This is a genomic window from Pseudomonas sp. BIOMIG1BAC, from assembly GCF_001705995.2.
Classification (GTDB): Bacteria; Pseudomonadota; Gammaproteobacteria; order Pseudomonadales; family Pseudomonadaceae; genus Aquipseudomonas; species Aquipseudomonas sessilinigenes.
Genome location: NZ_CP049045.1, coordinates 2,694,788 through 2,714,773 on the forward strand (window position 1 = coordinate 2,694,788; position 19,986 = coordinate 2,714,773).

20 protein-coding genes, 1 tRNA gene and 2 pseudogenes are annotated in these 19,986 nt (G+C 59.6%); 12 read left to right on the forward strand and 11 right to left on the reverse strand.

Translation table 11 applies throughout. The features are described from left to right. Nucleotides 1-19: 19 nt before the first annotated feature. Nucleotides 20-1,003 (reverse strand): DUF4880 domain-containing protein, encoded by a 984-nt coding sequence (locus tag ATY02_RS12865; RefSeq protein WP_068580805.1) that lies wholly within the window; start codon nt 1,001-1,003, stop codon nt 20-22. Continuing rightward, nucleotides 1,000-1,509, reverse strand: a complete 510-nt coding sequence (locus ATY02_RS12870) for a sigma-70 family RNA polymerase sigma factor (RefSeq protein WP_022639277.1) — start codon at nt 1,507-1,509, stop codon at nt 1,000-1,002. Before ATY02_RS12870 ends, ATY02_RS12865 begins: the two co-directional genes overlap by 4 nt. Nucleotides 1,510-1,684: 175 nt before the next feature. Here ATY02_RS12870 and ATY02_RS12875 point away from each other — a divergent pair, with 175 nt between their 5' ends. The 3 genes from ATY02_RS12875 to ATY02_RS12885 all read left to right on the forward strand — a co-directional run bounded on the left by ATY02_RS12875 (nt 1,685) and on the right by ATY02_RS12885 (nt 5,545). Next, on the forward strand, nt 1,685-2,653 hold the full coding sequence (locus ATY02_RS12875) for a bifunctional helix-turn-helix transcriptional regulator/GNAT family N-acetyltransferase (RefSeq protein WP_068580802.1): 969 nt from the start codon (nt 1,685-1,687) through the stop codon (nt 2,651-2,653). Between the two features lie 180 nt (nt 2,654-2,833). Next, on the forward strand, nt 2,834-3,841 hold the full coding sequence (locus ATY02_RS12880; RefSeq protein ID WP_068580800.1) for a zinc-dependent alcohol dehydrogenase family protein: 1,008 nt from the start codon (nt 2,834-2,836) through the stop codon (nt 3,839-3,841). Between the two features lie 93 nt (nt 3,842-3,934). Next, nucleotides 3,935-5,545, forward strand: coding sequence for a gamma-glutamyltransferase family protein (locus tag ATY02_RS12885; RefSeq protein WP_068580797.1), 1,611 nt, complete (start codon nt 3,935-3,937; stop codon nt 5,543-5,545). Between the two features lie 30 nt (nt 5,546-5,575). Here the strand turns inward: ATY02_RS12885 and ATY02_RS12890 are convergent, their stop codons facing one another. Next, nucleotides 5,576-6,724: a MalY/PatB family protein gene (locus tag ATY02_RS12890; protein WP_068580794.1), complete on the reverse strand. Its 1,149-nt coding sequence runs from the start codon at nt 6,722-6,724 to the stop codon at nt 5,576-5,578. Nucleotides 6,725-7,216: 492 nt separating this feature from the next. On the opposite strand from ATY02_RS12890, the gene ATY02_RS12895 reads away from it, so the two are divergent. Beyond that, nucleotides 7,217-8,257, forward strand: coding sequence for an ABC transporter substrate-binding protein (locus ATY02_RS12895; protein ID WP_068580789.1), 1,041 nt, complete (start codon nt 7,217-7,219; stop codon nt 8,255-8,257). Nucleotides 8,258-8,264: 7 nt separating this feature from the next. On the opposite strand, the gene ATY02_RS12900 is transcribed toward ATY02_RS12895, so the two are convergent. The 3 genes from ATY02_RS12900 to ATY02_RS36040 form a co-directional block, all read right to left on the reverse strand. Further along, a complete protein-coding gene (locus tag ATY02_RS12900; RefSeq protein ID WP_068580786.1) occupies nt 8,265-9,419 on the reverse strand; it encodes an alpha-hydroxy acid oxidase in 1,155 nt (384 codons plus the stop codon). A gap of 112 nt (nt 9,420-9,531) precedes the next feature. Beyond that, entirely contained in the window at nt 9,532-10,035 is a 504-nt protein-coding gene (locus ATY02_RS36035) for a LysR substrate-binding domain-containing protein (protein WP_228022278.1), read from the reverse strand. Beyond that, entirely contained in the window at nt 9,986-10,441 is a 456-nt protein-coding gene (locus tag ATY02_RS36040; protein ID WP_228022279.1) for a LysR family transcriptional regulator, read from the reverse strand. Before ATY02_RS36040 ends, ATY02_RS36035 begins: the two co-directional genes overlap by 50 nt. A 340-nt stretch (nt 10,442-10,781) precedes the next feature. On the opposite strand from ATY02_RS36040, the gene ATY02_RS12910 reads away from it, so the two are divergent. From ATY02_RS12910 to ATY02_RS12920, 3 genes are all read left to right on the forward strand, one after another. After that, nucleotides 10,782-10,855: transfer RNA gene (locus ATY02_RS12910), tRNA-Cys, on the forward strand. A 303-nt stretch (nt 10,856-11,158) separates the two neighbouring features. Further along, nucleotides 11,159-11,452, forward strand: a complete 294-nt coding sequence (locus ATY02_RS12915; RefSeq protein WP_033974343.1) for an IS3 family transposase — start codon at nt 11,159-11,161, stop codon at nt 11,450-11,452. Beyond that, the gene (locus ATY02_RS12920) at nt 11,449-12,315 is read left to right on the forward strand and encodes an IS3 family transposase (protein ID WP_068580783.1); all 867 of its coding nucleotides are present in this window, start codon (nt 11,449-11,451) and stop codon (nt 12,313-12,315) included. Before ATY02_RS12915 ends, ATY02_RS12920 begins: the two co-directional genes overlap by 4 nt. Before the next feature lie 283 nt (nt 12,316-12,598). On the opposite strand, the gene ATY02_RS12925 is transcribed toward ATY02_RS12920, so the two are convergent. The 4 genes and pseudogenes from ATY02_RS12925 to ATY02_RS12940 form a co-directional block, all read right to left on the reverse strand. Continuing rightward, the gene (locus ATY02_RS12925) at nt 12,599-13,036 is read right to left on the reverse strand and encodes a hypothetical protein (protein WP_228022280.1); all 438 of its coding nucleotides are present in this window, start codon (nt 13,034-13,036) and stop codon (nt 12,599-12,601) included. Nucleotides 13,037-13,046: 10 nt separating this feature from the next. Beyond that, nucleotides 13,047-13,658 carry a hypothetical protein gene (locus tag ATY02_RS12930; RefSeq protein WP_053130902.1) on the reverse strand — a complete coding sequence of 204 codons (612 nt, stop codon included), beginning with the start codon at nt 13,656-13,658 and terminating at the stop codon, nt 13,047-13,049. Then, nucleotides 13,659-13,844, reverse strand: a complete 186-nt coding sequence (locus tag ATY02_RS36600) for an ATP-binding protein (protein WP_083235727.1) — start codon at nt 13,842-13,844, stop codon at nt 13,659-13,661. It abuts the gene before it with no gap. A gap of 1,349 nt (nt 13,845-15,193) precedes the next feature. Continuing rightward, nucleotides 15,194-15,444, reverse strand: a pseudogene (locus ATY02_RS12940) (hypothetical protein); the annotation flags it as partial. 309 nt (nt 15,445-15,753) lie between these two features. On the opposite strand from ATY02_RS12940, the gene ATY02_RS12945 reads away from it, so the two are divergent. Next, a complete protein-coding gene (locus ATY02_RS12945) occupies nt 15,754-16,212 on the forward strand; it encodes a hypothetical protein (protein ID WP_068580614.1) in 459 nt (152 codons plus the stop codon). A 221-nt stretch (nt 16,213-16,433) separates the two neighbouring features. Here ATY02_RS12945 and ATY02_RS12950 read toward each other — a convergent pair. After that, nucleotides 16,434-16,667: pseudogene (locus ATY02_RS12950) on the reverse strand (phage head morphogenesis protein); the annotation flags it as partial. A gap of 237 nt (nt 16,668-16,904) precedes the next feature. Between ATY02_RS12950 and ATY02_RS12955 the strand changes: the two are divergent. The 4 genes from ATY02_RS12955 to ATY02_RS12970 all read left to right on the forward strand — a co-directional run bounded on the left by ATY02_RS12955 (nt 16,905) and on the right by ATY02_RS12970 (nt 19,922). Beyond that, nucleotides 16,905-17,438 (forward strand): hypothetical protein, encoded by a 534-nt coding sequence (locus ATY02_RS12955; RefSeq protein ID WP_068580609.1) that lies wholly within the window; start codon nt 16,905-16,907, stop codon nt 17,436-17,438. 219 nt (nt 17,439-17,657) lie between these two features. Next, entirely contained in the window at nt 17,658-18,098 is a 441-nt protein-coding gene (locus ATY02_RS12960; protein WP_225926522.1) for a hypothetical protein, read from the forward strand. Nucleotides 18,099-18,565: 467 nt separating this feature from the next. Beyond that, entirely contained in the window at nt 18,566-18,940 is a 375-nt protein-coding gene (locus ATY02_RS12965; protein ID WP_124347872.1) for a hypothetical protein, read from the forward strand. A gap of 322 nt (nt 18,941-19,262) precedes the next feature. Continuing rightward, nucleotides 19,263-19,922 carry a carbonic anhydrase gene (locus ATY02_RS12970; RefSeq protein WP_068580604.1) on the forward strand — a complete coding sequence of 220 codons (660 nt, stop codon included), beginning with the start codon at nt 19,263-19,265 and terminating at the stop codon, nt 19,920-19,922. Nucleotides 19,923-19,986 lie beyond the last annotated feature (64 nt).

A 19,986-nucleotide genomic window follows, 5' to 3' on the forward strand; every position in this document is an offset into this window, starting at 1 on the left:
GAAAAAAACTGAGGAAAAATCAGGCCGCGTCCACGGAGGCCCAGTAGCCCATTACCCGCCGGATGCGAATCGGCAGGGTCTTGGCCAGCAAATCGAGGCTGGCGTCCGGCTGGTTCAGGGAGAACGAGCCGGAAACCCGCAACCCGGCGACTTCGGCGGCGCAGCGCAACAGGCCGGGGCGATAGCGGTCGAGTTCGGCGATCACCTCGCCCAAGGGGCGGCGCTCGGCAATCAGCAGGCCCTGGGTCCAGGCATTGGCCGTGGTGGGCACGACGGCCAGGGCGCCGATCCGCTGTTGGGCGACATCCACTTGCTGGCCCGGGCCCAGGCTTAGCGCAGGGGCATGGGCGGTACTCACCGAGCTGCTGCCGGCCAGCAGTTGTACCCGGGTGCCGTTGATGCCCGGCAAGCCAACGCTGAGGATCAGTTGAGAGCGCGGCGCGAGCTGGATGCGTCCATCGGCGGTGATGACCTGCACGGATGCAGCGTTGCCCAGGGTCAGCAACAGGCGGCCGCCGTTGAGCCGCAGTTGCAAGCCCTGGGGGCTGGCCTGCTGGTCGAGGCTGGTGCGAGTATCCAGTTCCAGGCTGGCGCCAGCGCCCAGTTGCAGCTGGCGGCGCTCGCCAGTGGCGGTGTGATAGTCGCTGAACAGCTGCGGCAACAGCAGTCGTTCGCGCACGCTCCAACTGCTGGCGGCCACCACGCCCAGGCCGACGATGCCCTTGAGCAGGGTACGCCGCCCGGGGTGGCTGCGAGCCTGCAACAGTTGCCGGGCGCGGGGCGCGGGCAGGCTGCGGGTGCTGTCGCGCAGGTCCTGGCCGATGCCGGCCAGGCGCTGCCAGGCCATTTCGTGCTGCGGGTCGGCCCGGCGCCAGGCCAGGCAGGCGGCCTGCTGCTCGGGGCTGCTGATGCCCGATTGCAGCAGCACCAGCCACTCCAGGGCCTGGTCCAGAACCTGCTGTTCCACAGCGCCCTGATCGTCCACCGGCTGGAAGGCGTTCATCCCGGGTACACCGCCGCATAGCAATGGCGGTAGGCCTTGAGCATGGCTTTTTGCACCACGTTGACCGAGAGCTGCAGGCGTTCAGCAATCTGCGGGTAGGTCAGGCCTTCGAGCTGGGACAGCAGAAACACCTCGCGCACCCGGCTGCCCAGGCCGTCCAGCACCTGGCCCACGGCGTCCAGCGCCTCGAGTACCAGCAGTCGGGTTTCCGGCGAGGGCTGGTGCTGCGGTTCCAGCTGCGCGAGGGTCTCCAGGTACGCGCGCTCCAGGGCCTGGCGGCGGAAATACTGCCCGCACAGGCGGCTGGCCACGGTGTTCAGGTAGGCCCGGGGTTCGCGCAGTACCGGCAGTTGCTCGCTGCGCAAGATGCGCACAAAGGTGTCCTGCGCCAGGTCCATGGCCTGGTCCTGGTTGCCGAGCTTGCGTCGCAGCAGTTGCACCACCCAGTTGTGATGCTGGAGGTAGAGCTCGCCCACGGCGTGCTGTAGCGAAGGGGTGGGCACCATCGATAAGGGTTCCGAGGTCGAGGTGGGCAAAATGGGTGCTTATGGTAATGCTTCTCATTATTGGGTGCTTGAATTTTTATTACTGTCCACCAGGGCTTGTCGTCAGCCTGAGCCAGGGTTGTGGGTTAAATGGTTGTAAGGTACAACTAAATGCTTCGCTTGTGAGGTCACCCTTATGTCGAGCCAATCTGCTTCCCTTATCCCGCAGTTGCGCCAGGCGTCCCGGCAGATGGTTCGTGAGCTGGGCTTCATGCAGGCCACCCTGGCCGCCACCGACTACCCGCCCTCGGCGGTGCATGCGTTGCTGGAGATCGGCCAGGGCCATGCCTTGACTGCCGGTGATCTGGTGACGCTGCTGGGGCTGGAGAAATCCAGCGTCAGCCGCCTGGTGCGCAAGTTGGTGGAGGCGGGCGAGATCTGCGAACTGGCCCATGAACAGGACGCCCGCTCGAAGAAACTGCAACTCAGCGCCCGCGGGCGCCAGACCCTGGAGGGCATCGACCATTTTGCCCAGACCCAGGTGGCCGCGGCCCTGGCGCACTTGAGCGCGGAACAGCAGCGCAGTGCCTCTGCGGGCATCGCCGACTATGCCCGTGCGTTGCGCGCGGTGCGTCTGGGCGAGGCGCCCGAGCAGCTCGCATGCGGCACCATCGCCCGGGGCTACCGGCCGGGGGTGATTGGTCGTATCGCCGAGATGCACGCCCGCTACTACGCCGCCCTGGCCGGTTTCGGCCAGCCCTTCGAAAGCCTGGTGGCGGCGGACATGGCCGAGCTGATGGGGCGTTTGCACAATCCGCGCAATGAAGTCTGGGTGGCGCTGCAGGGGGAGCGGATTATCGGTTCCATCGCCATTGACGGGGAGGGCGAGGGTGGTGAAGCGATCCTGCGTTGCTTCATTCTCGATGATGCCGCCCGCGGCCAGGGGCTGGGCCGGCGTCTGCTGGTCGAGGCGCTGGCGTTCTGCGACCAGTGGGGCTTTGCTGCCACCCGCTTGTGGACCTTCAAGGGGCTGGATGCGGCACGCGCGCTGTATGAGGAACAGGGCTTTGTGCTGGTGCAGGAACAGGTGGGCGAGCAATGGGGCGCGACCGTAACCGAGCAGTGTTTTGTGCGGCCGGGAGTGGAGCCTTGTAGCCGCTACTGAGCCTGTGAAGCGGCGCAAAGGCCCGCAGGGCCTTGCCTGGCGATCCTGTGTCGACCCCGTAGCGGCTGAAAACCTGCATCCCGGTGACGCAGTGTGCGCAGCCTGCGGCAGCGGCTACAGCCAGGCGTTCGGTGGTAGGGTTAGCCCCCTGGAAGATTATCGATCTGTGGAGTACCTCCCATGCAAGCCATCAAGCTCAGCCTGCCGGCATCCCTGGACAACCTGAAGCTCGTCGAGCTGCCCGACCCGGGCCAGCCCGGCGCCGGGCAGATCCGTGTGCGGATCCATGCCTGTTCCCTGAACTATCACGACTATGCGGTGGTGACCGGCGGCCTGCCCACCGCCGATGGACGAATTCCCATGGCCGATGGCGCCGGCGTGGTGGAGGCCGTGGGCGAAGGCGTCAGCGAGTTCAAGGTCGGCGACGCGGTGGTGTCCTGCTTCTTTCCCCATTGGCATGACGGCGGCCCGGCCATCGCCGACTTCAGCACCACCCCTGGCGATGGCGTCGATGGTTACGCCCGGCAGGTGGTGGTCCAGCCCAGCCACTGGTTCACCCATGCACCCCAGGGCTACAGCCATGCCGAAGCCGCGACCCTGACCACCGCTGGGCTCACCGCCTGGCGCGCACTGGTGGTGGACGGCGGCCTCAAGGCCGGTGAAACCGTCCTGGTGCTGGGCACGGGCGGGGTGTCGATCTTTGCCTTGCAACTGGCCAAGGCCATGGGCGCCACCGTGATCGCCACTTCGTCCTCGGACGCCAAGCTGGCGCGGGTGCGCGAGCTGGGGGCCGACCACACCATCAACTACCGCACCCAGCCGGAGTGGGGCGCCGAGGTACTCAAGCTCACCGGCGGGCGGGGCGTCGATCATGTGGTGGAAGTCGGCGGCCCGGGCACCCTGGCCCAGTCCATCACTGCGTGCCGGATCGGCGGGCACATCGCCCTGATCGGCGTGCTCACCGGTTGGGCCGGGCCGGTACCTACGGCGGCCCTGATGGCCAAGCAGCAGCGCCTGCAAGGCTTGATCGTCGGTAGCCGCCAGCAGCAGGTGGAGATGGTCCGTGGCCTGGAGGCCACCGGCATCAAGCCGGTGATCGACAGCACCTTCCCTTTGGCCGAGATCGCCAAGGCCTTTGCCCATGAAGCCTCCGGCGCCCACCTGGGGAAAATCTGCCTGAGCCTTTGAGGTCCAGCCAGGGCAACGTCGGTCGCTACTCCGACGTTGCCGTCCATACTGCTTCAACGGTGTGCCGCAATCCGCTCTGGAAGGGCTCTGGCCATGTTGAAGTTCTCCGCTCATCACTACCCCTATGCCTCGCAACGCCAGAGCGTGTTCGCTCGCCGTGGCATGGTCGCGACGTCCCAGCCACTGGCCGCCGAGGCCGGTATCCAGATCCTGCGTCAGGGCGGCAACGCCATCGACGCGGCGATCGCCACGGCTGCGGTGCTGACGGTGGTCGAGCCCACGGGGTGCGGCCTGGGCGGCGATGCCTTTGCCCTGGTCTGGACCCAGGGCCAGCTCCATGGCCTGAGCGCCAATGGCCAGGCTCCGGCAGCCCTGAACATCGATGCGGTGAAGGCCGCGGGGCATGCGCGGATGCCGCTCCATGGCTGGACGCCAGTGACCGTACCCGGCTGCCCGGCGGCCTGGGCCGAACTGTCCCGGCGCTTTGGCCGGTTGGCGTTTGCCCGGTTGCTGGAGCCGGCCATTGAACTGGCCCGCGATGGTTTCCCGTTGTCGCCGGTGGTCGCCCTGCAATGGCAGCGGGCCCTTGAGCTGTTCAGCGCGCAGGGCGATCCGGTGCTGGAGCCCTGGTTCGCGACCTTCCTGGTCGAGGGGCGTGCGCCGCGGGCCGGTGAAGTGTTCCGCATCCCGGCCCTGGCCCAGACCCTGCAAGCGTTGGCGGCCAGCGCTTGTGAAAGCCTGTATCGCGGCGAGTTGGCCCAGCGCCTGGACGCCCATTCCCGGGCCACGGGCGGTTATCTACGGGCCAGCGACCTGCAGGATTACCGGCCGCAATGGGTGCAGCCGATCAAGATCGATTACCGAGGCTATGAAGTCTGGGAGATTCCTCCCAGTGGCCAGGGGCTGGTGGCGTTGATGGCCTTGAAGCTGCTCGAAGGTTTCCAGTTCGACCAGCGCGACAGCCCGCGCACCTGGCACCTGCAACTGGAGGCCCTGAAGCTGGCCTATAGCGACGGCCTGCACTACATCACCGACCCGGCCCATATGCAGATGGCGGTCGGCGACCTGCTCAGTGATGCCTATAGCCGGCGGCGCCGGGCACTGATCGGCGAGCAGGCCCGGCTCCCGACGGCGGGCGAACCCCAGGCCAGTGGCACGGTGTACCTGGCCACGGCCGATGCCGAGGGCAACATGGTCTCGTTCATCCAGAGCAACTACCACGGGTTCGGTTCGGGCGTGGTGCTGCCTGACAGCGGCATCGCCCTGCAGAACCGTGGCCAGGAGTTCAGCCTCGATCCGGCCCACGCCAACTGCCTGGCCCCGGGCAAGAAGACCTTCCATACCATCATCCCGGGGTTTCTCAGCCAGGGGGGCGTGCCCCTGGGGCCTTTTGGCGTGATGGGCGGCTACATGCAACCCCAAGGGCATGTCCAGATGGTGATGAACCTGGTGGACTTCGGCCTGAACCCTCAAGCGGCATTGGACGCGCCGCGCTGGCAATGGCTGGGCCAGAAGCAGGTCGGCATCGAACGGAGCGCTTCTGACGAGTTGCTCAAGGCCCTGGGCCAACAGGGGCATCAGATCCAGGTCACCCATGACCTGAGCCGCTTTGGTCGCGGCCAGATCATCCTGCGCGACCCGCAAAGCGCGGTGCTGTGTGGCGGCACCGAGCCGCGGGCGGACTCGCATATCGCTGTCTGGTAGGCGCCTGTCACTGGCTGTGGGGCACCTCGGTCAGCGCTGCTCCAGACTCCGCTCCATACGTCGGATGCCTTCTTCCAGCAGGGCCCGTGGGCAGCCGAAGTTCAGGCGCACGAACTGCTTGCAATCGTCACCGAACTCCAGCCCCGCGCTGAGGCCGACCTTGGCCTGTTCGAGGAAGAAGGCATGGGGATCTTCCAGGCCCAGGCCGCTGCAATCGAGCCAGGCCAGGTAGGTGCCTTGCGGTGCGTGCATGCGGATGCCCGGCAGGCGGGTGCGTATCGCCTCGAGCAAGTAGTCGCGGTTGGCCTGCAGGTAGGCGATCAGCTCCCGTTGCCAGGAGCCGCCCTGGACCAGGGCTGCATGGGTGGCTTCCAGGCCCAGGGGGCTGACGCTGTCCACCATGCCGGCCCGGGCCTCATTGAAGGCCAGGCGGGTGGCAGGGTCCTGGACGATGGCGAAGCAGGTCTTCATCCCTGCGACGTTGTAGGCCTTGCTGGCCGACATCAGGGTGATGGTGCGCCGGGCGATCTCCGGGCCGAGGGTGGCGGTAGGGATGTGCCGACGACCGTCGAAGCACAGCTCGGCGTGGATCTCGTCGGACACGATCAGCGCGCCCTGTTCCAGGCATGCCTCGGCCACCGCTTGTAGTTCCTCCCGGGGGAAGACCTTGCCCAGGGGGTTGTGCGGGTTGCTCAGCAGTAGCGCGCCGGCGCCCTGCAGGGCCTGGCGCAGTTCGGCCATGGGCGTGGTGTAGGTGCCTTCGGCGGTGACCTGGAACGGCACCTCGATCTTGCGCAGTTGCCAGTTGCCGGGGGCCAGGCGCAGGGGCCGGTAGTTGGGGGTCTGCACTACCACCTGCTGGTGCGGTTTGACGAAGGCGTGCAGGGCCATGTTGAAGCCCGGCTCGACCCCGGGCAGGAAGATCAGCTCGTCGGGTTGCACGCGCCAGGCGTACTTGTGCCACAGGTCGGCGACGACCGCCGCGCGCAGCTCGTCCCGGGCCACGCTGTAGCCCAGCAGCGGGTGCTCCAGGCGCTGGCGCAGGGCATCGATGATTTCCGGTGCGGCGGCGAAGTCCATGTCGGCCACCCACATGGGCAGTACATCTTCGGGATAGCGGCTCCACTTGGTACTGCCGGTGCCGTGGCGTGGGTGCAGGGTGTCGAAGTCGTAGCTCATGGGCGGGTCTCGTCGGCTTGCAAGGCAAAGGTGCAGAGATTCTAGCTGGCTTGTCCTGCATTGGGCATGGCCCTTGGGGAGCGCCTGCAAGGCAGCTTTTCCCTTGCCTGTGCCTCATAAAAACCTCGTTTCGCCAGGTTCCGGGTTATGTCGACAATGAGCCCCTGCATGCGCTAACGCCCCGTCCGGGAGCCTTGGCGATGCACTGCCGATCGATTTGTTCTTCCTACAAAAACAACAGGGAGCAAGCGATGACTCGCCATCGGAACATGGCCTGCCCGGGATATCCGCCACAGGCCACAGGCGCATCCGAACAACCGGATCACAGAAATCTCAGTCATGGCTACCAGGCATTGCGGCCCGGGTTGCGGGCGCCTGGGCGCTGAACAAGGTTCGTCGTGCCTGGTGCGGTGCCGCCCGTGGATACGGTCGTAGCCAGGCCCATGGGATGCCGGTTCGTGCGGGCGGGCCGGCTTCATTGAGGTAGATCTTATGTCCAGTATCTTGCGTTGCGGCGTTGCATTGTCGTGGCTGTTGTTATGTGCCAGCGCCTTGGCCGAGCCACAGAAGCTCACGGTCATCTCCTTTGGTGGCGCTACCAAGCAGGCCCAGGAGCAGGCCTATTTCCAGCCGTTCGACCAGACTGGGGCGGCCCGGGTGATTGCGGGCGAGTACAACGGCGAGTTATCGAAGATCAAGGCCATGGTCGAGGTCGGCAAGACCAGTTGGGATGTGGTCGAGGTGGAGAGCCCGGAGCTGCTGCGTGGCTGTGACGAGGGGCTGTTCGAGCCCCTGGACCTGGCTCGGTTCGGCGATCCGGCGCAGTTCGTGCCCGGCACCCTGACCGAGTGTGGCGTAGCGACTTATGTCTGGTCGATGGTCATGGCCTTTTCTCCGCAGAAGCTGGCCAGGGCGCCCGAGTCCTGGGCCGATTTCTGGAATCTCAAGGATTTTCCGGGCAAGCGTGGCTTGCGCAAGAGCGCCAAGTACACCCTGGAGATTGCCCTGCTGGCCGATGGCGTGCCGCCCGCGCAGCTGTACCAGGTGCTGGCTACCCCGGAGGGTGTGAGCCGGGCTTTTGCCAAGCTCGACCAGATCAAGCCGTATATCCAATGGTGGGAAGCCGGCGCCCAACCGCCCCAGTGGCTGGTCGCCGGGGACGTGGTAATGAGCGCCGCGTACAACGGGCGGATCGCCATGGCCCAGAAGGAGGGCATGCAGTTGAGCATCCTCTGGCCCCAGAGCCTGTACGACCCGGAGTACTGGGCGGTGGTCAAGGGCTCGCCGAACAAGGCCCTGGCCGAAGACTTCATCCTGTTCGCCAGCCAGCCCCAGGCGCAAAAGGTATTCTCGCAGAACATCCCCTACGGGCCGGTGCACCGCCAGGCGTTGCCATTGTTGGCGCCGACGGTGCAGCGGCAGTTGCCTACCTATGAAGCCAACTTGCAGGGCGCTCGGGCGGTGGATGCCGGGTTCTGGGTCGATCACGGCGAGGACCTGGAGCAGCGCTTCAATGCCTGGGCGGCCCGTTGACTGAAGCTCAGGGCAGGGGGTAGCTGCCGGGCACCAGCAGTTGCCGGTCGACTTGCTCGATCCGGGTGTGGCCACAAAGCGCCAGGGTCAGGTCCATTTCCCTGGCGATGACCTGCAAGGCCTGGCTGACCCCGGCCTGGCCCAGGGCGCCGAGGCCATACAGGTGAGCCCGGCCGATCATCGCGCCCTGGGCGCCCAGGGCCAGGGCCTTGATCACGTCCTGGCCGCTGCGGATGCCGCTGTCGATCCAGACCTCGGCCTGGCCGCCAACGGCGTCGACAATGGCTGGCAGCATGCTGATGCTCGACGGTGCGCCATCGAGTTGGCGCCCGCCGTGGTTGCTGACGATCAGCGCATCGGCGCCGCTGGCCACTGCCAGGCGGGCGTCCTCCACGTCGAGGATGCCCTTGAGAATCAGGGTGCCGCCCCAGCGCTGCTTGATCCATTGGATGTCGTCCCAGCTCAGGCAAGGATCGAACTGCTGGTAGGTCCACTCCGCCAGTTGGCGCATGTCATGCACGCCCGTGACGTGGCCCATGATGTTGCCGAAATGCCGACGCCGGGTGCCCAGCATGCCGGCGACCCAGCGAGGCTTGCCCAGTAGGTTCAGCAAGTTGGCCAATGTCGGCCGGGGCGGGGTGCTGAGGCCGTTCTTCAGGTCCTTGTGCCGTTGCCCGCTCAGCTGCAGGTCGAGGGTTAGCACCAGGGCGTCGCAACCGGCGGCCTTGGCTCGGTCGATCAGGCGGCCGACGAAGTCGCGGTCGCGCATTACGTACAACTGGAACCAGAACGGTGCGGCCGTAGCCTCGGCCACGTCCTCTAGGGAGCAGATGCTGACTGTGGACAGGGTGTAGCGGATGCCGGCTGCCGCTGCGGCCCGGGCCGCGAGAATCTCGCCATCGGCGTGGACCATGCCTGCCAGGCCAGTGGGGGCGATGGCCAGGGGCATGGCCATGTCGATGCCCAGCCTGTGTACCTGCAACGAGCGATTGTCGATGTTGCGCGCCACCCGTTGGCGCAGCTTGATGCCTGCGAAGTCGGCCTGGTTGGCGTGGTAGGTGCTCTCGCTCCAGGAGCCGCCGTCGACATAGTCGTAGAACATCCGTGGAACACGGCGTTGGGCCAGTCGGCGCAAGTCTTCGATGCAGGTGATGATGGGCATGGGCCACTCCTGTGTGATGGATCGCAGCAGACTAGTGCGCCGGGCCAGGAGCGTTGCGGAAAACTATTCCCGGCGCGCGGGCGTTTTTTTCCCGGAGCCAGTAAGGGCTGTTTCAGCCCTGGACGTGGGCGCTGCCTTGGGCCACGGCGTCGCGGCAGATGCGCTGCAGCCAATGGGCCAGGTCCTGGGCGGCGGGCGAGGGCGCGGGCATGTCCAGGATGTAGTGGTAGGACGGCGGGCTGCTGACCTGGCCGAGGATCACCAGGCGGCCCTGGGCCAGCCAACTGCGGGCCAGGGACGGTCGGGCCAGTACCACGCCCTGGGCGTTGGCGGCGGCCTCCAGCAGCATGCCCAGGTCCAGCAGGGTCGGCCCTTGGTCGGGCTCCGGCAAATCCAGGCCGGCGGCCTGCAGCCAGGGGCGCCAGGGTTCCAGGGGCGAGCGCAGCAGAGGCAGCCGGGCAAAGTCCGCCGGTAGTTGCAGAGGGCGGAAGCGGGCGAGCAGGGCAGGGGCGGCCATCGGCAGCAGTTGCTCGTCCAGCAGGCGCCGGGTCGCTGGCGCATCGAGGCTATCGCCACGGACTTCGAGGTCGCACTGGCCATTGGTGGCGTTGGACAAGGGCGCCGAGCTGGATCTGCAGGTCGATATGGGGATGGGCCCGGCTGTGTTCGTTGAGGCGCGGGATCAGCACCTGGCGGGCGAAGGTTGGCGGGCTGCACAGGATCAGCCGCTGCTTGCGCTGCACGGTGCGCCGGTGCTGGGGGATGCCCAGCAAATGTTGCAGTACCGGTGCCACCTGTTCCAGGTACAACTGGCCATCGGCAGTAAGCCGCAAGCTACCGCCCTGACGCTCGAACAGGCCCAATCCCAGCAGTTGCTCAAGCCCGGCAATGCGCTTGCGCAGCGCGCTGCCCGTCAACGCCAGGCTCTCGGCCGCCTGCTCGAAGCTCTTCAGCCGGGCGGCACTTTCGAAGGCCAGCAACGCATCCAGGGAGGGCAGGCGGTAGTCGTTGGGAGCCTTCATGGGAATTCCTTCAGGGTAGCCAGCAGCAGATCTTACGGGGTGGTGCGATGCAGGGCGAGCAATGCCCGGCGATGTATGGGATCATCCGCCCCTGGCCACGGTGCAGGGAGCGGATGCTTCCAGCCCGAAAAGCCTTAGAAACCCCTCGCTAGAAAAAATATCGAATAAGAGTTGCCAGGACTGGAAAACACGTCCATAATTGCGACCATTCCTCAGCGAGGAAACGGAAAAACTCTTTATAAATCAATAGGTTAGATAAAGAGTTGAGCGATTGAAAAGATCCTCAAGCCGTTCCAGTTTGTACGTGTTCAGTGTTGTTTTTCAGGCATTGGACATTTGGGGCCGAGTAGCAAAATGGTTATGCAGCGGATTGCAAATCCGCCTACGCCGGTTCGATTCCGACCTCGGCCTCCACCCTTGAAAACCCCGTAGATTAACGTCTACGGGGTTTTTTATTGCCTGGGATTTGGGCAATCACTTCCTCAAATTTTTGGATCGCTTCCGCAACCTGCCTTTTTCTAGCGGCACATTGAAAAAGCTTTCGGCATTGCTTTGAGATGCCGCTGGGTGTTGGTTGGGAGGTTTGTTTTTGTTGCTGTGAGCTATCCTGGATATCCCTGACAACGTTCAGATCTGGTTCTTAGGATGCACACTGGTCTGTCCCGGGCTGAGTGGACACTGACTTAAGGTGGATAATGTCCACCGCAAGGAGTGTTCATGACTCAGACCAGACGACGTTTTCCCGAATCCTTCAAACGCGAGGCAGTAGACCAGGTACTTGCCGGCACGCCGCTTCGTCATGTAGCCGAGACGCTCGGCATCGCTGAAAGCCTGCTGGGCAAATGGAAGCGCCAGTACGAGCAGCAAGGTGACGATGCCTTTCCGGGCAACGGCAAGCAGCGTGGTGAGAGCGCGGAGTTGCGTCGTCTACGCCAGCAACTGGCTCAGGTCACCATGGAACGCGATGTTTTAAAAAAGGCGCTCGCCATCTTCTCGCAGCCCACGAAGTGAAGTTCCGCGCCATCGAGGCGTTGGCTGGTCGCTATCCCGTAGCCCCAATGTGCCGGCTGCTGCGGGTATCCCGCAGCGGCTTCTATGCCTGGCAGCAGCGGCCACCTTCGGCGAGAGAGATGGCGAATCGGCGTCTGAGCAAGGAGATCCGCACCATTCACCACGAGGTGAATGGGATCTATGGCCATCGCCGAATCAAGGCCGAGTTAGCGGCCATGGGGCATGCGTGTGGTCGACACCGGGTTGCTCGACTGATGCGCGAAGCCGGTCTGCGCGTTCGCTCGCGCAAGCGCTGGCGGCTGGTTTCCAGCAGTCGTCATGCTCTGCCGATTGCCCCGAACCACCTGGATCGCCAGTTCGCCTCGGATCGCGCCAATCGGAACTGGGTCTCGGACATGACCTACGTGCGGACGGCCCAAGGTTGGCTGTATCTGGCAGTCGTGCTCGATCTCTATTCACGAGCCGTCGTCGGTTGGGCGATGCACCACCGCATGCAGCAGGCCTTGGTACACGCCGCGCTGGAGATGGCCATTGCACGCCGGCAGCCGAAAGAAGAAGTGCTGCTGCACTCGGATCGAGGCAGCCAATACTGCGCGTACGACTACCAGGCCTTACTTCGGCGACATCGAATCGTGCCCAGCCATTCACGTCCCGGGAACTGCTGGGGCAACGCCGCGATGGAGAGCTTCTTCCGTTCGCTGAAGGCTGAGCGGGTGTACCTGACGCGCTATGCCAGCTACCACGAGGCGAAAACCGACCTGTTCGACTACATCCGCTTTTACAATCACCGTCGCCGCCACTCGACGCTGGGCTATCTCAGCCCGATGGAGTTTGAGCGGCGCTATGCGAGCAGTAACTCTTAACTACCTGTCCACCAGCTCCGGGACAGACCACTTCAGCCCAAGGAGCAAAGCAAGGGAGGCATGAGTCGTTGACCCAACGTCAATAAACTGAAAATGTTGCAGTTGTCGGGTCTTGGTGTTTTCGTTTCAAAACTGGGCAAAACTTTGGAGCGTCCCTTCAGACCATTATTAGGATTAGGAAAAAATCCGAGGGTGCAATACTAGGCGGTCTGAGGGACTGTTTCGAAAAAATAACTGCCGCGAATCCCCTCATCAGTTATCCCTTCAGCACTTATAGAAGATGCTAAAAGCCTGGGGGGATATAACCGGGAACATAAGGAATATTTTGGCACTTGCCATGAAATACTTCTCCATTCTGAATTTTGAAAAGCACTATTTTTTTTGCTTTGTTCACCGTTGCTTCAATTTTGCATTCGGAGCTATGAGCGACGTTCTCGTAATACTCGGTATGGGTCAAACCATTACTGCCGTGCGTCATGGATGTTCCGGCTGCCTCAGTTGTCGACCACTGAGAGGATTTGTACCACGTCATTACGACAAGTGTACCTGCATCAGGATCTTGAGTTGCTTTCATCGTATCGGGCCTGCCAAACAGATTCAGCGCCTCTTGGGCATCGCGACCTTCCCAACGACTTTGAGCAATTAAGGAACAGCCGCTGCTTACCATTATTCCTGACACTGCTAGCATTAAAGAAAACGTTTTAATCCATTGATATATCATGGAGTTTACCTTACCTGGACTTTTCAGGGTTTTTGTTGTTTAACATTTCATCCAGCTCTTCCATTGGGCTCTTCGGCGGTGCTTGTACCTCCGTGATGATCCCGAGCATTTTCATCTGATCAAATTTACCCAGTGACAACATGCCGTTGAAGACTCGATCTTGGGGATTACATACAAAGGCAAATGTATATAAAAGCGCCTCGTCATCCAACGTATGCCACTCATTGGAGACTTTTAAATCCCGGCGTGCGTAGCTCGTTCGTTCTATTGATGTTCCTTTAAGAAAGCGGGCTCTGTGCTTGGAGCACTGGACTTCAACTGAATAGACATCCGCCAATGGCTTGGATGGGTCAGCGAAGACTTGGTTTACATCTACTGACTGAAGCCCATCCGCCGCTTGACTCCGTGGCGTCATGGACGTGAGATCAGCGACAAACACTATGTTGTTTTTGCCCGTGCCTATGCTATAGACACGCCACCAATCGCCAATGGGGTTCGCTTTGTCAGCTATCGCTGAAGTGGAGGCAGCAAGTAGTAAAGTAATTGGTATGACGTATTTATTTAACTTCAAAAACTCTGGCATGCTGTGTCGTGCCTCCTTGAACATGAATTTGTTATCCATTTACATTAAATCAATCAAGCCAAACAAGCACGCTAAAAAATAGAATTTCTCAACTGAGTATCTCGAGTCAGTGATATTTGCTGGCCAGCACATGCTGCCATGCTCGTAGCGTCTGGCGATTAAATTAAGAAGCAAATTAGCTTCGTTACAATCAAAAAGTAAATAACATATTTCATCGATTGTCATCAACTTCGAGCGTTAAACTACCCAGCCAAACGTCCCTTGTGATACTGCGCGACTAGTCGGAATGTCCGATTGACTGGAATCTCAGAATGGCAGCACTATTCGGGACTATGATCCCCGTAGGAGGGGGGGAGTCAACTAGCACAAATGTACTAGTTCGAGCGCTTGAAGAAACCCTGGAAAGGACTTCAAGGTTTGGTGAAACACCCACCACGCACAAACGGAGCAGTTGAGTTCCGTTGGAAGAGATGTCCCTGTTGATCAACCTTGGCAAAGAGGGTTATTGCGAACAAGGGTTGATTAGGCGAAAGCCAGCCGAGGTGGGACTGGCCTGCTCGTCTAGGGGATGTGGGCCTTTTTAGTGGTCGCGGTAACCATGCCCCCTACATTTGGCTACTGGTACCGGTCGTGCTGGTAAGCGTATAAGCAGCGCTTAATTATGGGGATTGGGGCATGCCAGGCATCAGCGTATTAACGATTAGCGATCAGCCCGGTTTGCCGAGCGCAGAGTCCAAACAGCCTGGCTTTTGCGGTTGAACTCAGTACATAAATCGAGCGACTGGGCTTCTGGTGTTCGCGCCTACCATAATGCAATCGGCTACACGCAGGCCCTGCGAGACGCTGAACTTATTACGAATGATACAGAGTTGGCCATGACAGCCTCTCTGGCCGAAGTATGGCAGACGGCTTCGGACCGCTTGAGTGGAAATATGGTGGCGAAAGGCGCATGGGTGACGCGTTCCCACAAAACGGGATCAGCCTGCCGGATTTGATCCACACCGAGTGGCTGATCACTTGGCACACCTCGGACGCGTTATCCTCGCTACCCTGGTTTGCAGATGCCGAACAGGTTGTTGGCTAGAAGCGCAGATGATCTTAGGGCATTTTTAGGGCATAGCGGATACCGCTTTAGGCCTATATAGGCCTTAACTCAGGTGCTACATACTCTAATTTCGTGGCCTTGAGCGGACTACGGTTGATTATGGTCGGGTTCGAATCCCTATCCGATTTTGAGCCATCAGCGCACAAGCCTAGCGACGGTGGAGGGCAGCAGTTGTTGGATTCTGAATAGTGGGATAGGTCTACAAAATCAGTTCCGCAATCAAAATCACGACCTGCGTGGGCCGCGGGTTACAGCCTTTCTAGGCGTTGGCATTTGCGGAACAGATCTATCACTAACCAACTGAAAACAATGAAATTTTATCTGGATTGCAAATCCGCCTACGCCGGTTCGATTCCGACCTCGGCCTCCACCCTTGAAAACCCCGTAGATTAACGTCTGCGGGGTTTTTTATTGTCTGCAGGAAAGCGCAGGCGTACTAAAACTTTACTGGTTGGTAGGGTTACTCCATTTATTTGGGCAATTTCAGGTAGGCGTCCTGGCCGTTTGCAGTGATGAACTCACGCTTGGCGACAGAGGACATTTTGGATCGTTTCAGAGCGGCCCCACCGTTATTCCTGCACCGTCGGCCCCGCCGCCAGATGCCTTGCTGCCTGCGATCAGAGGACCGAACGCAGGGTCTTTCGTGAATTCATTCTTCAGCTCTTCCAGCGTGGTTGCGGAGAGCTTGCCAGCCGTATCCAGCACCGCGACGGTTGGCTTCGTCGACACCATCCAGGCTGTCCAGTTGGAATTTCAGTATTGGTTGTCTCCCAGAGACGATTTACAGGCCCTGCCTGTAGATATGAAAAGCCCCGTCGTTGACGAGGCTCGTGTAAGGCGTGGGAATAAAATATCGGCGGACGCCGGGGCTTGATTTAAAGCAAGTAGGGCCGAGCGGGTGGACGGACCTTTTAGGTATTAAAAATTTCCACGTCAGTCGTCTTGATCAATCTGATCAAGAAAATCAACGTCATCGTCTTCTTCGTCAGCAATTCCCTGAGCATCTTCTTCAACCCATGACTCGTCATCATGGAATTCATGATCGAGCAGATGGTCGTGCTCGGGCTCTGGAATATCTCGTTCTTCGCTCATGACTTACCGAAACAGAAATTGAAAGAACGGACTGTATATGCAGATCCGCTCTCTCCGTCAACGATCACGAAACAACTTGGCATTGTCTTCCAGACACGAGAATGCAGCACCTGCCGGGGTGCAAGAAAACCGCCAAAGCGGCCTAGATATTTGGAATTTTCAGCCTGGCATAAACCGGTAGGTATACGGAGCCAAGCGCTCCATCTTGATTGTCGATCCAGCCACCAAGGCGTGATCGTTCAAGAACTTGGTCACGACAAAGGCGCTGCGCTTTCGGAAGATTTTTTTGTCCCCCGCCACTTCATCCTCAATTGGATCTTGGCTGCCGTAGAAAACCGTTGCCAGCTGCTTGGCAGGGAACTTCCTATTTTTACCACCGACGATCTCCGGCTCTAGCTAGTCGAAAACATCGGTGAGCAGGATGTAGCTTCGTTGAGCATTAGTTTTTAGAGGAAACGTCCTGAATGCCATGGTGCAGCCCTCCTGAAATGAAGCCACTATGGTTTCAAGTGGAGATAGGCTATTCAATATTTTTTAAATTCATAAAAAACAAATAGTTACAGTGGAATACCCGCTTTTCGAATGCCAAAGGCTTAAGAACCTTCATCTGTAAAAGGGTCAACGGTAATCGGCGGCCTCGGCCCTTCAGTGAGCTTGAACCGATGCTTGTCGAGCGTTCGGCGCTGAGGCGTTGTCTTCGAATTCAGCGTGCTGACCCACTCCACGGCCTGGACAACATTGGAGTTCTCTTTCAGCGTCTCCATGCGCGCCTGGATGGCGACGTACTGAACTGCCGTCCGCACAATGGCGCCAGCGTTGCGGTTGGTTGTGGCCAGGATGCAGTCGTTGTAGTTGGCCATGCGTACTTTGCAGCCTGACCTGGAGTCGTCTGAGGCTGCGCTGAAAAACTCATCCCTTGCGTGGACCTTATCAAAGCAAAAGTCATTTGAAATGGCCTTCTATTTCAACAAGATCAAACTTTGTATGTATCCTATGAGATGAGTGTCTACTGAGATTTTCTGCTCGGTTGAAAAGGGAATCCAGAGGACCCTGGGTTTCTGTGGTGTTTAGATTCTGGAGATTTATCGGTGTTACAGACGTTGTGGGTCTTGTTCAATTGGGAGGTCTGGGGGGAGTCACTTGTAATAGCTTCTATTCCATTTCTGCTATTTGTCTGGGTTGGGGCTCTGGTCACAATGCTAGTCATTCGTTTTCGTGGCCGTATTCCTGTCTTTTGGGCCAATCTGTTGGCGGGCGGGGTTGCGGGTCTGGCAGCTACGCAGGTTTGTATGATGTCGGCACCTTATGCGCTTGATTACAAGGCTTACCGCGAGAGCGTTCGGCAGTTGGAGGCTAAGGAGCGCTTACAGCAACAACGGGAGTCGCCAGATGTTAATGCGCAGCCTGTTGAGTTGGCCGGTGGGATGGCAGGACTGGAGTCAATGAAGGTTTTAATGGCACTGGTTTCATACCGGGTAGATTCCAAAAATTCCCAAGAGAGCGCCCAGCAACCGGAAGAAAAGAAGCTCTTACAGACTCCAAAAACGTCGCAGGCGGTTGACGTTCAATCTGTGAGCAATCCTGAAAAAGCTCCAGGAGAGGTTTCAGATTCTTCAGGATGAAGATAAATGTTTTAAAGAGCCTCGCACAAACGGGGCTTTTTTATTTCCGGAGCTTACCCCTAATGAAATTGAGTGCTGTTGTTGGCCAGTTGCGGGCGACCTGTCCGACGATGGGCGGCGTTGAGTAATGACCAGAGGTCATCCGTCCCTAGACAGGCAAACAAATAGCTAAGAACAACTACTCATCACCGATGTTAATGACACCGCAGGTTGCCGCCGGTGCGCATCATCACGCAGCTCGGACACCGTCGATGTTGGTTAGAATGGCGTGTTGAAGTCTATGGCTCGCAAGGGAACCCAATGAGCACTGAAAAGCCGGAGCTTTTGTTTATCCTTCAAAGATTTCTAGATAACGTTTATGAAAAGGCTTCGAAATGCCAGAGTGGTTTGCTCAAAAGAAATCATGGCCACTACACATACGCGAATGAAATACTCTTCGTCTACGTGACGATCTTCCCTAAAGAGGTTGAGCTTGTTTTTGAGAGCCAGCAGGTAGGTAACGGGGTTTTTAGTATTACTTTGGATATGTGCATGTCCAGTGGAGAAGTGCTGGCTGGCGACCTGCTGTCTCTGAATGGAAGATGCGAGGACATCAGCGCGGCATTGGCCTTGCAAGAGGACTGGGTGTTGGCCCTGTTGTTAAAGTGCTTGGACAACTGAGTTTTTTCAAGAGCGTGGACACCGCAGGTGTTCCGGTTTGCCGATTCGCGAGCGCCGAGTTTATGCAGTGACCGATCCTGGCCGAAGGCCGCCGCTCATGACTGACCTTCTTTGCGCATTAGCCCCCCCTAAGAAACCAGTTCCGCCATCAAAGTCCTGCTCCGCATAGACCGTGGGTTCCAGCCTTCCTGAAGATTCACACCTGCGGAACTGGTCTATCGTTAACTGATTGAAAAATAGAATTTTTATCTGGATTTCAAATTCGCCTACCTCAGTTCGACTCCGACCTCGGCCTCCACCTTTGAAACCCCGTAGATTAACGTCTACGGGGTTTTTTCATTGGCTGTAGAAAATGCTGGCGTACCAGAGCTTTACAGTTGGGTAGGGTTTTTATTCGCTTGCCCATCCTCAGGATGTTTCTCAAAATGCGGCACATTTGATCGACCGCTAGATGGGTAACAAACAACATGGATGCAGTAGAAGTACGTGAGGAGTGCGAGCGCCTTCTTGAAACAGATCACATGGACCACGAGGAGATTATCTGGTCCCTTCAACAGGCCGCGAATCCCGACAGCATTCCCTTTCTCCGCCAGGCCATATTGCTCAAGCCTGATCTTGAGTACCTCGACTACGATAACTACGGCAGCTTCTATAAAAAATGCCTCTGGGCATTGCGAGCGATTGGTACGCCGGACGCTTTCGCCGTTATCGAAGAGTGTACGCATTCGGTGGAGGATGATTTGTTCGAGCAAGCGATGTATCGCATGTCGCGAATAGGTCTCAAGGTGCGCGGCTCTACTGGTTTGGCTATGTGGAGCCCCGAACATGACGTTAGTCCTTGAAGTGGGCCAGGGTAATCCCGAAACCTGAAGCTATGCGAGCGCCGAGGATTTGATCCTGTATGCGGTGAAGTTCGGTGTGATCATTCCTGCAGAAGTTTCTGTTCAGGCGGCCGTCCAGGCAATGTGAGGGTATTGGGTCGGCAGCATTTTGCGTGTGCGATGCTCTTGTTCGGCATTGTTTTATCCCTATCTGCCGCGATGATTATGTCTCGATGTCCATCTACAGCCAGCGTGCGACGTCTGCAATAATGACAAGCACTGCGGCGCGATGGCCTATCGAGTGCTTTGCGCCAACATCTGGTATTAGGGTTTGGAGAACTCCATGCGTGACATTATCGACGGCTTTCTGCGCTTCCAGCGCGAGGTTTATCCGCAACGCATCGAGCTTTTCAAGCAGCTCGCGACGACACAGAACCCCAAGGCGTTGTTCGTCACCTGCTCGGACAGTCGTGTTGTACCTGAGCTCCTGACGCAGCGTGAGCCGGGCGAACTATTCGTTATTCGCAACGCCGGCAACATCGTGCCGTCCTACGGTCCCGAGCCGGGCGGCGTTTCGGCCACTGTCGAATATGCAGTCGCCGTGCTTGGCGTACAGGACATCGTGATTTGCGGACACTCGGACTGCGGAGCGATGGGTGCGATTTCACGCTGCACGTGCCTGGACCATCTCCCGGCGGTCGCCAACTGGCTACGCCATGCGGACGCCGCAAAAGCGATCAACGCGGCCCATGAATTCGACACGCCGCGTGCGAAGCTCGACGGCCTGGTGCGTGAGAACGTGATCGCGCAACTGGCGAACCTGCGTACGCATCCATCCGTGGCACTGGCGCTCGAGCAGGGACGCATGAATTTGCACGGCTGGGTCTACGACATCGAAGCGGGAGGCATCGATGCGCTTGATGGTGCGACGCGAAAGTTCGTACCACTTGCTGATTCGCCGACCACTGTTGCCATCTCTGCGCGAAACGCCAGGCAGATGTAGTAGCGACTAGCCAATAACGGTGGCTGCGCTGCTTCCAGAATGATGATGGGTAACGTGTTGGTGG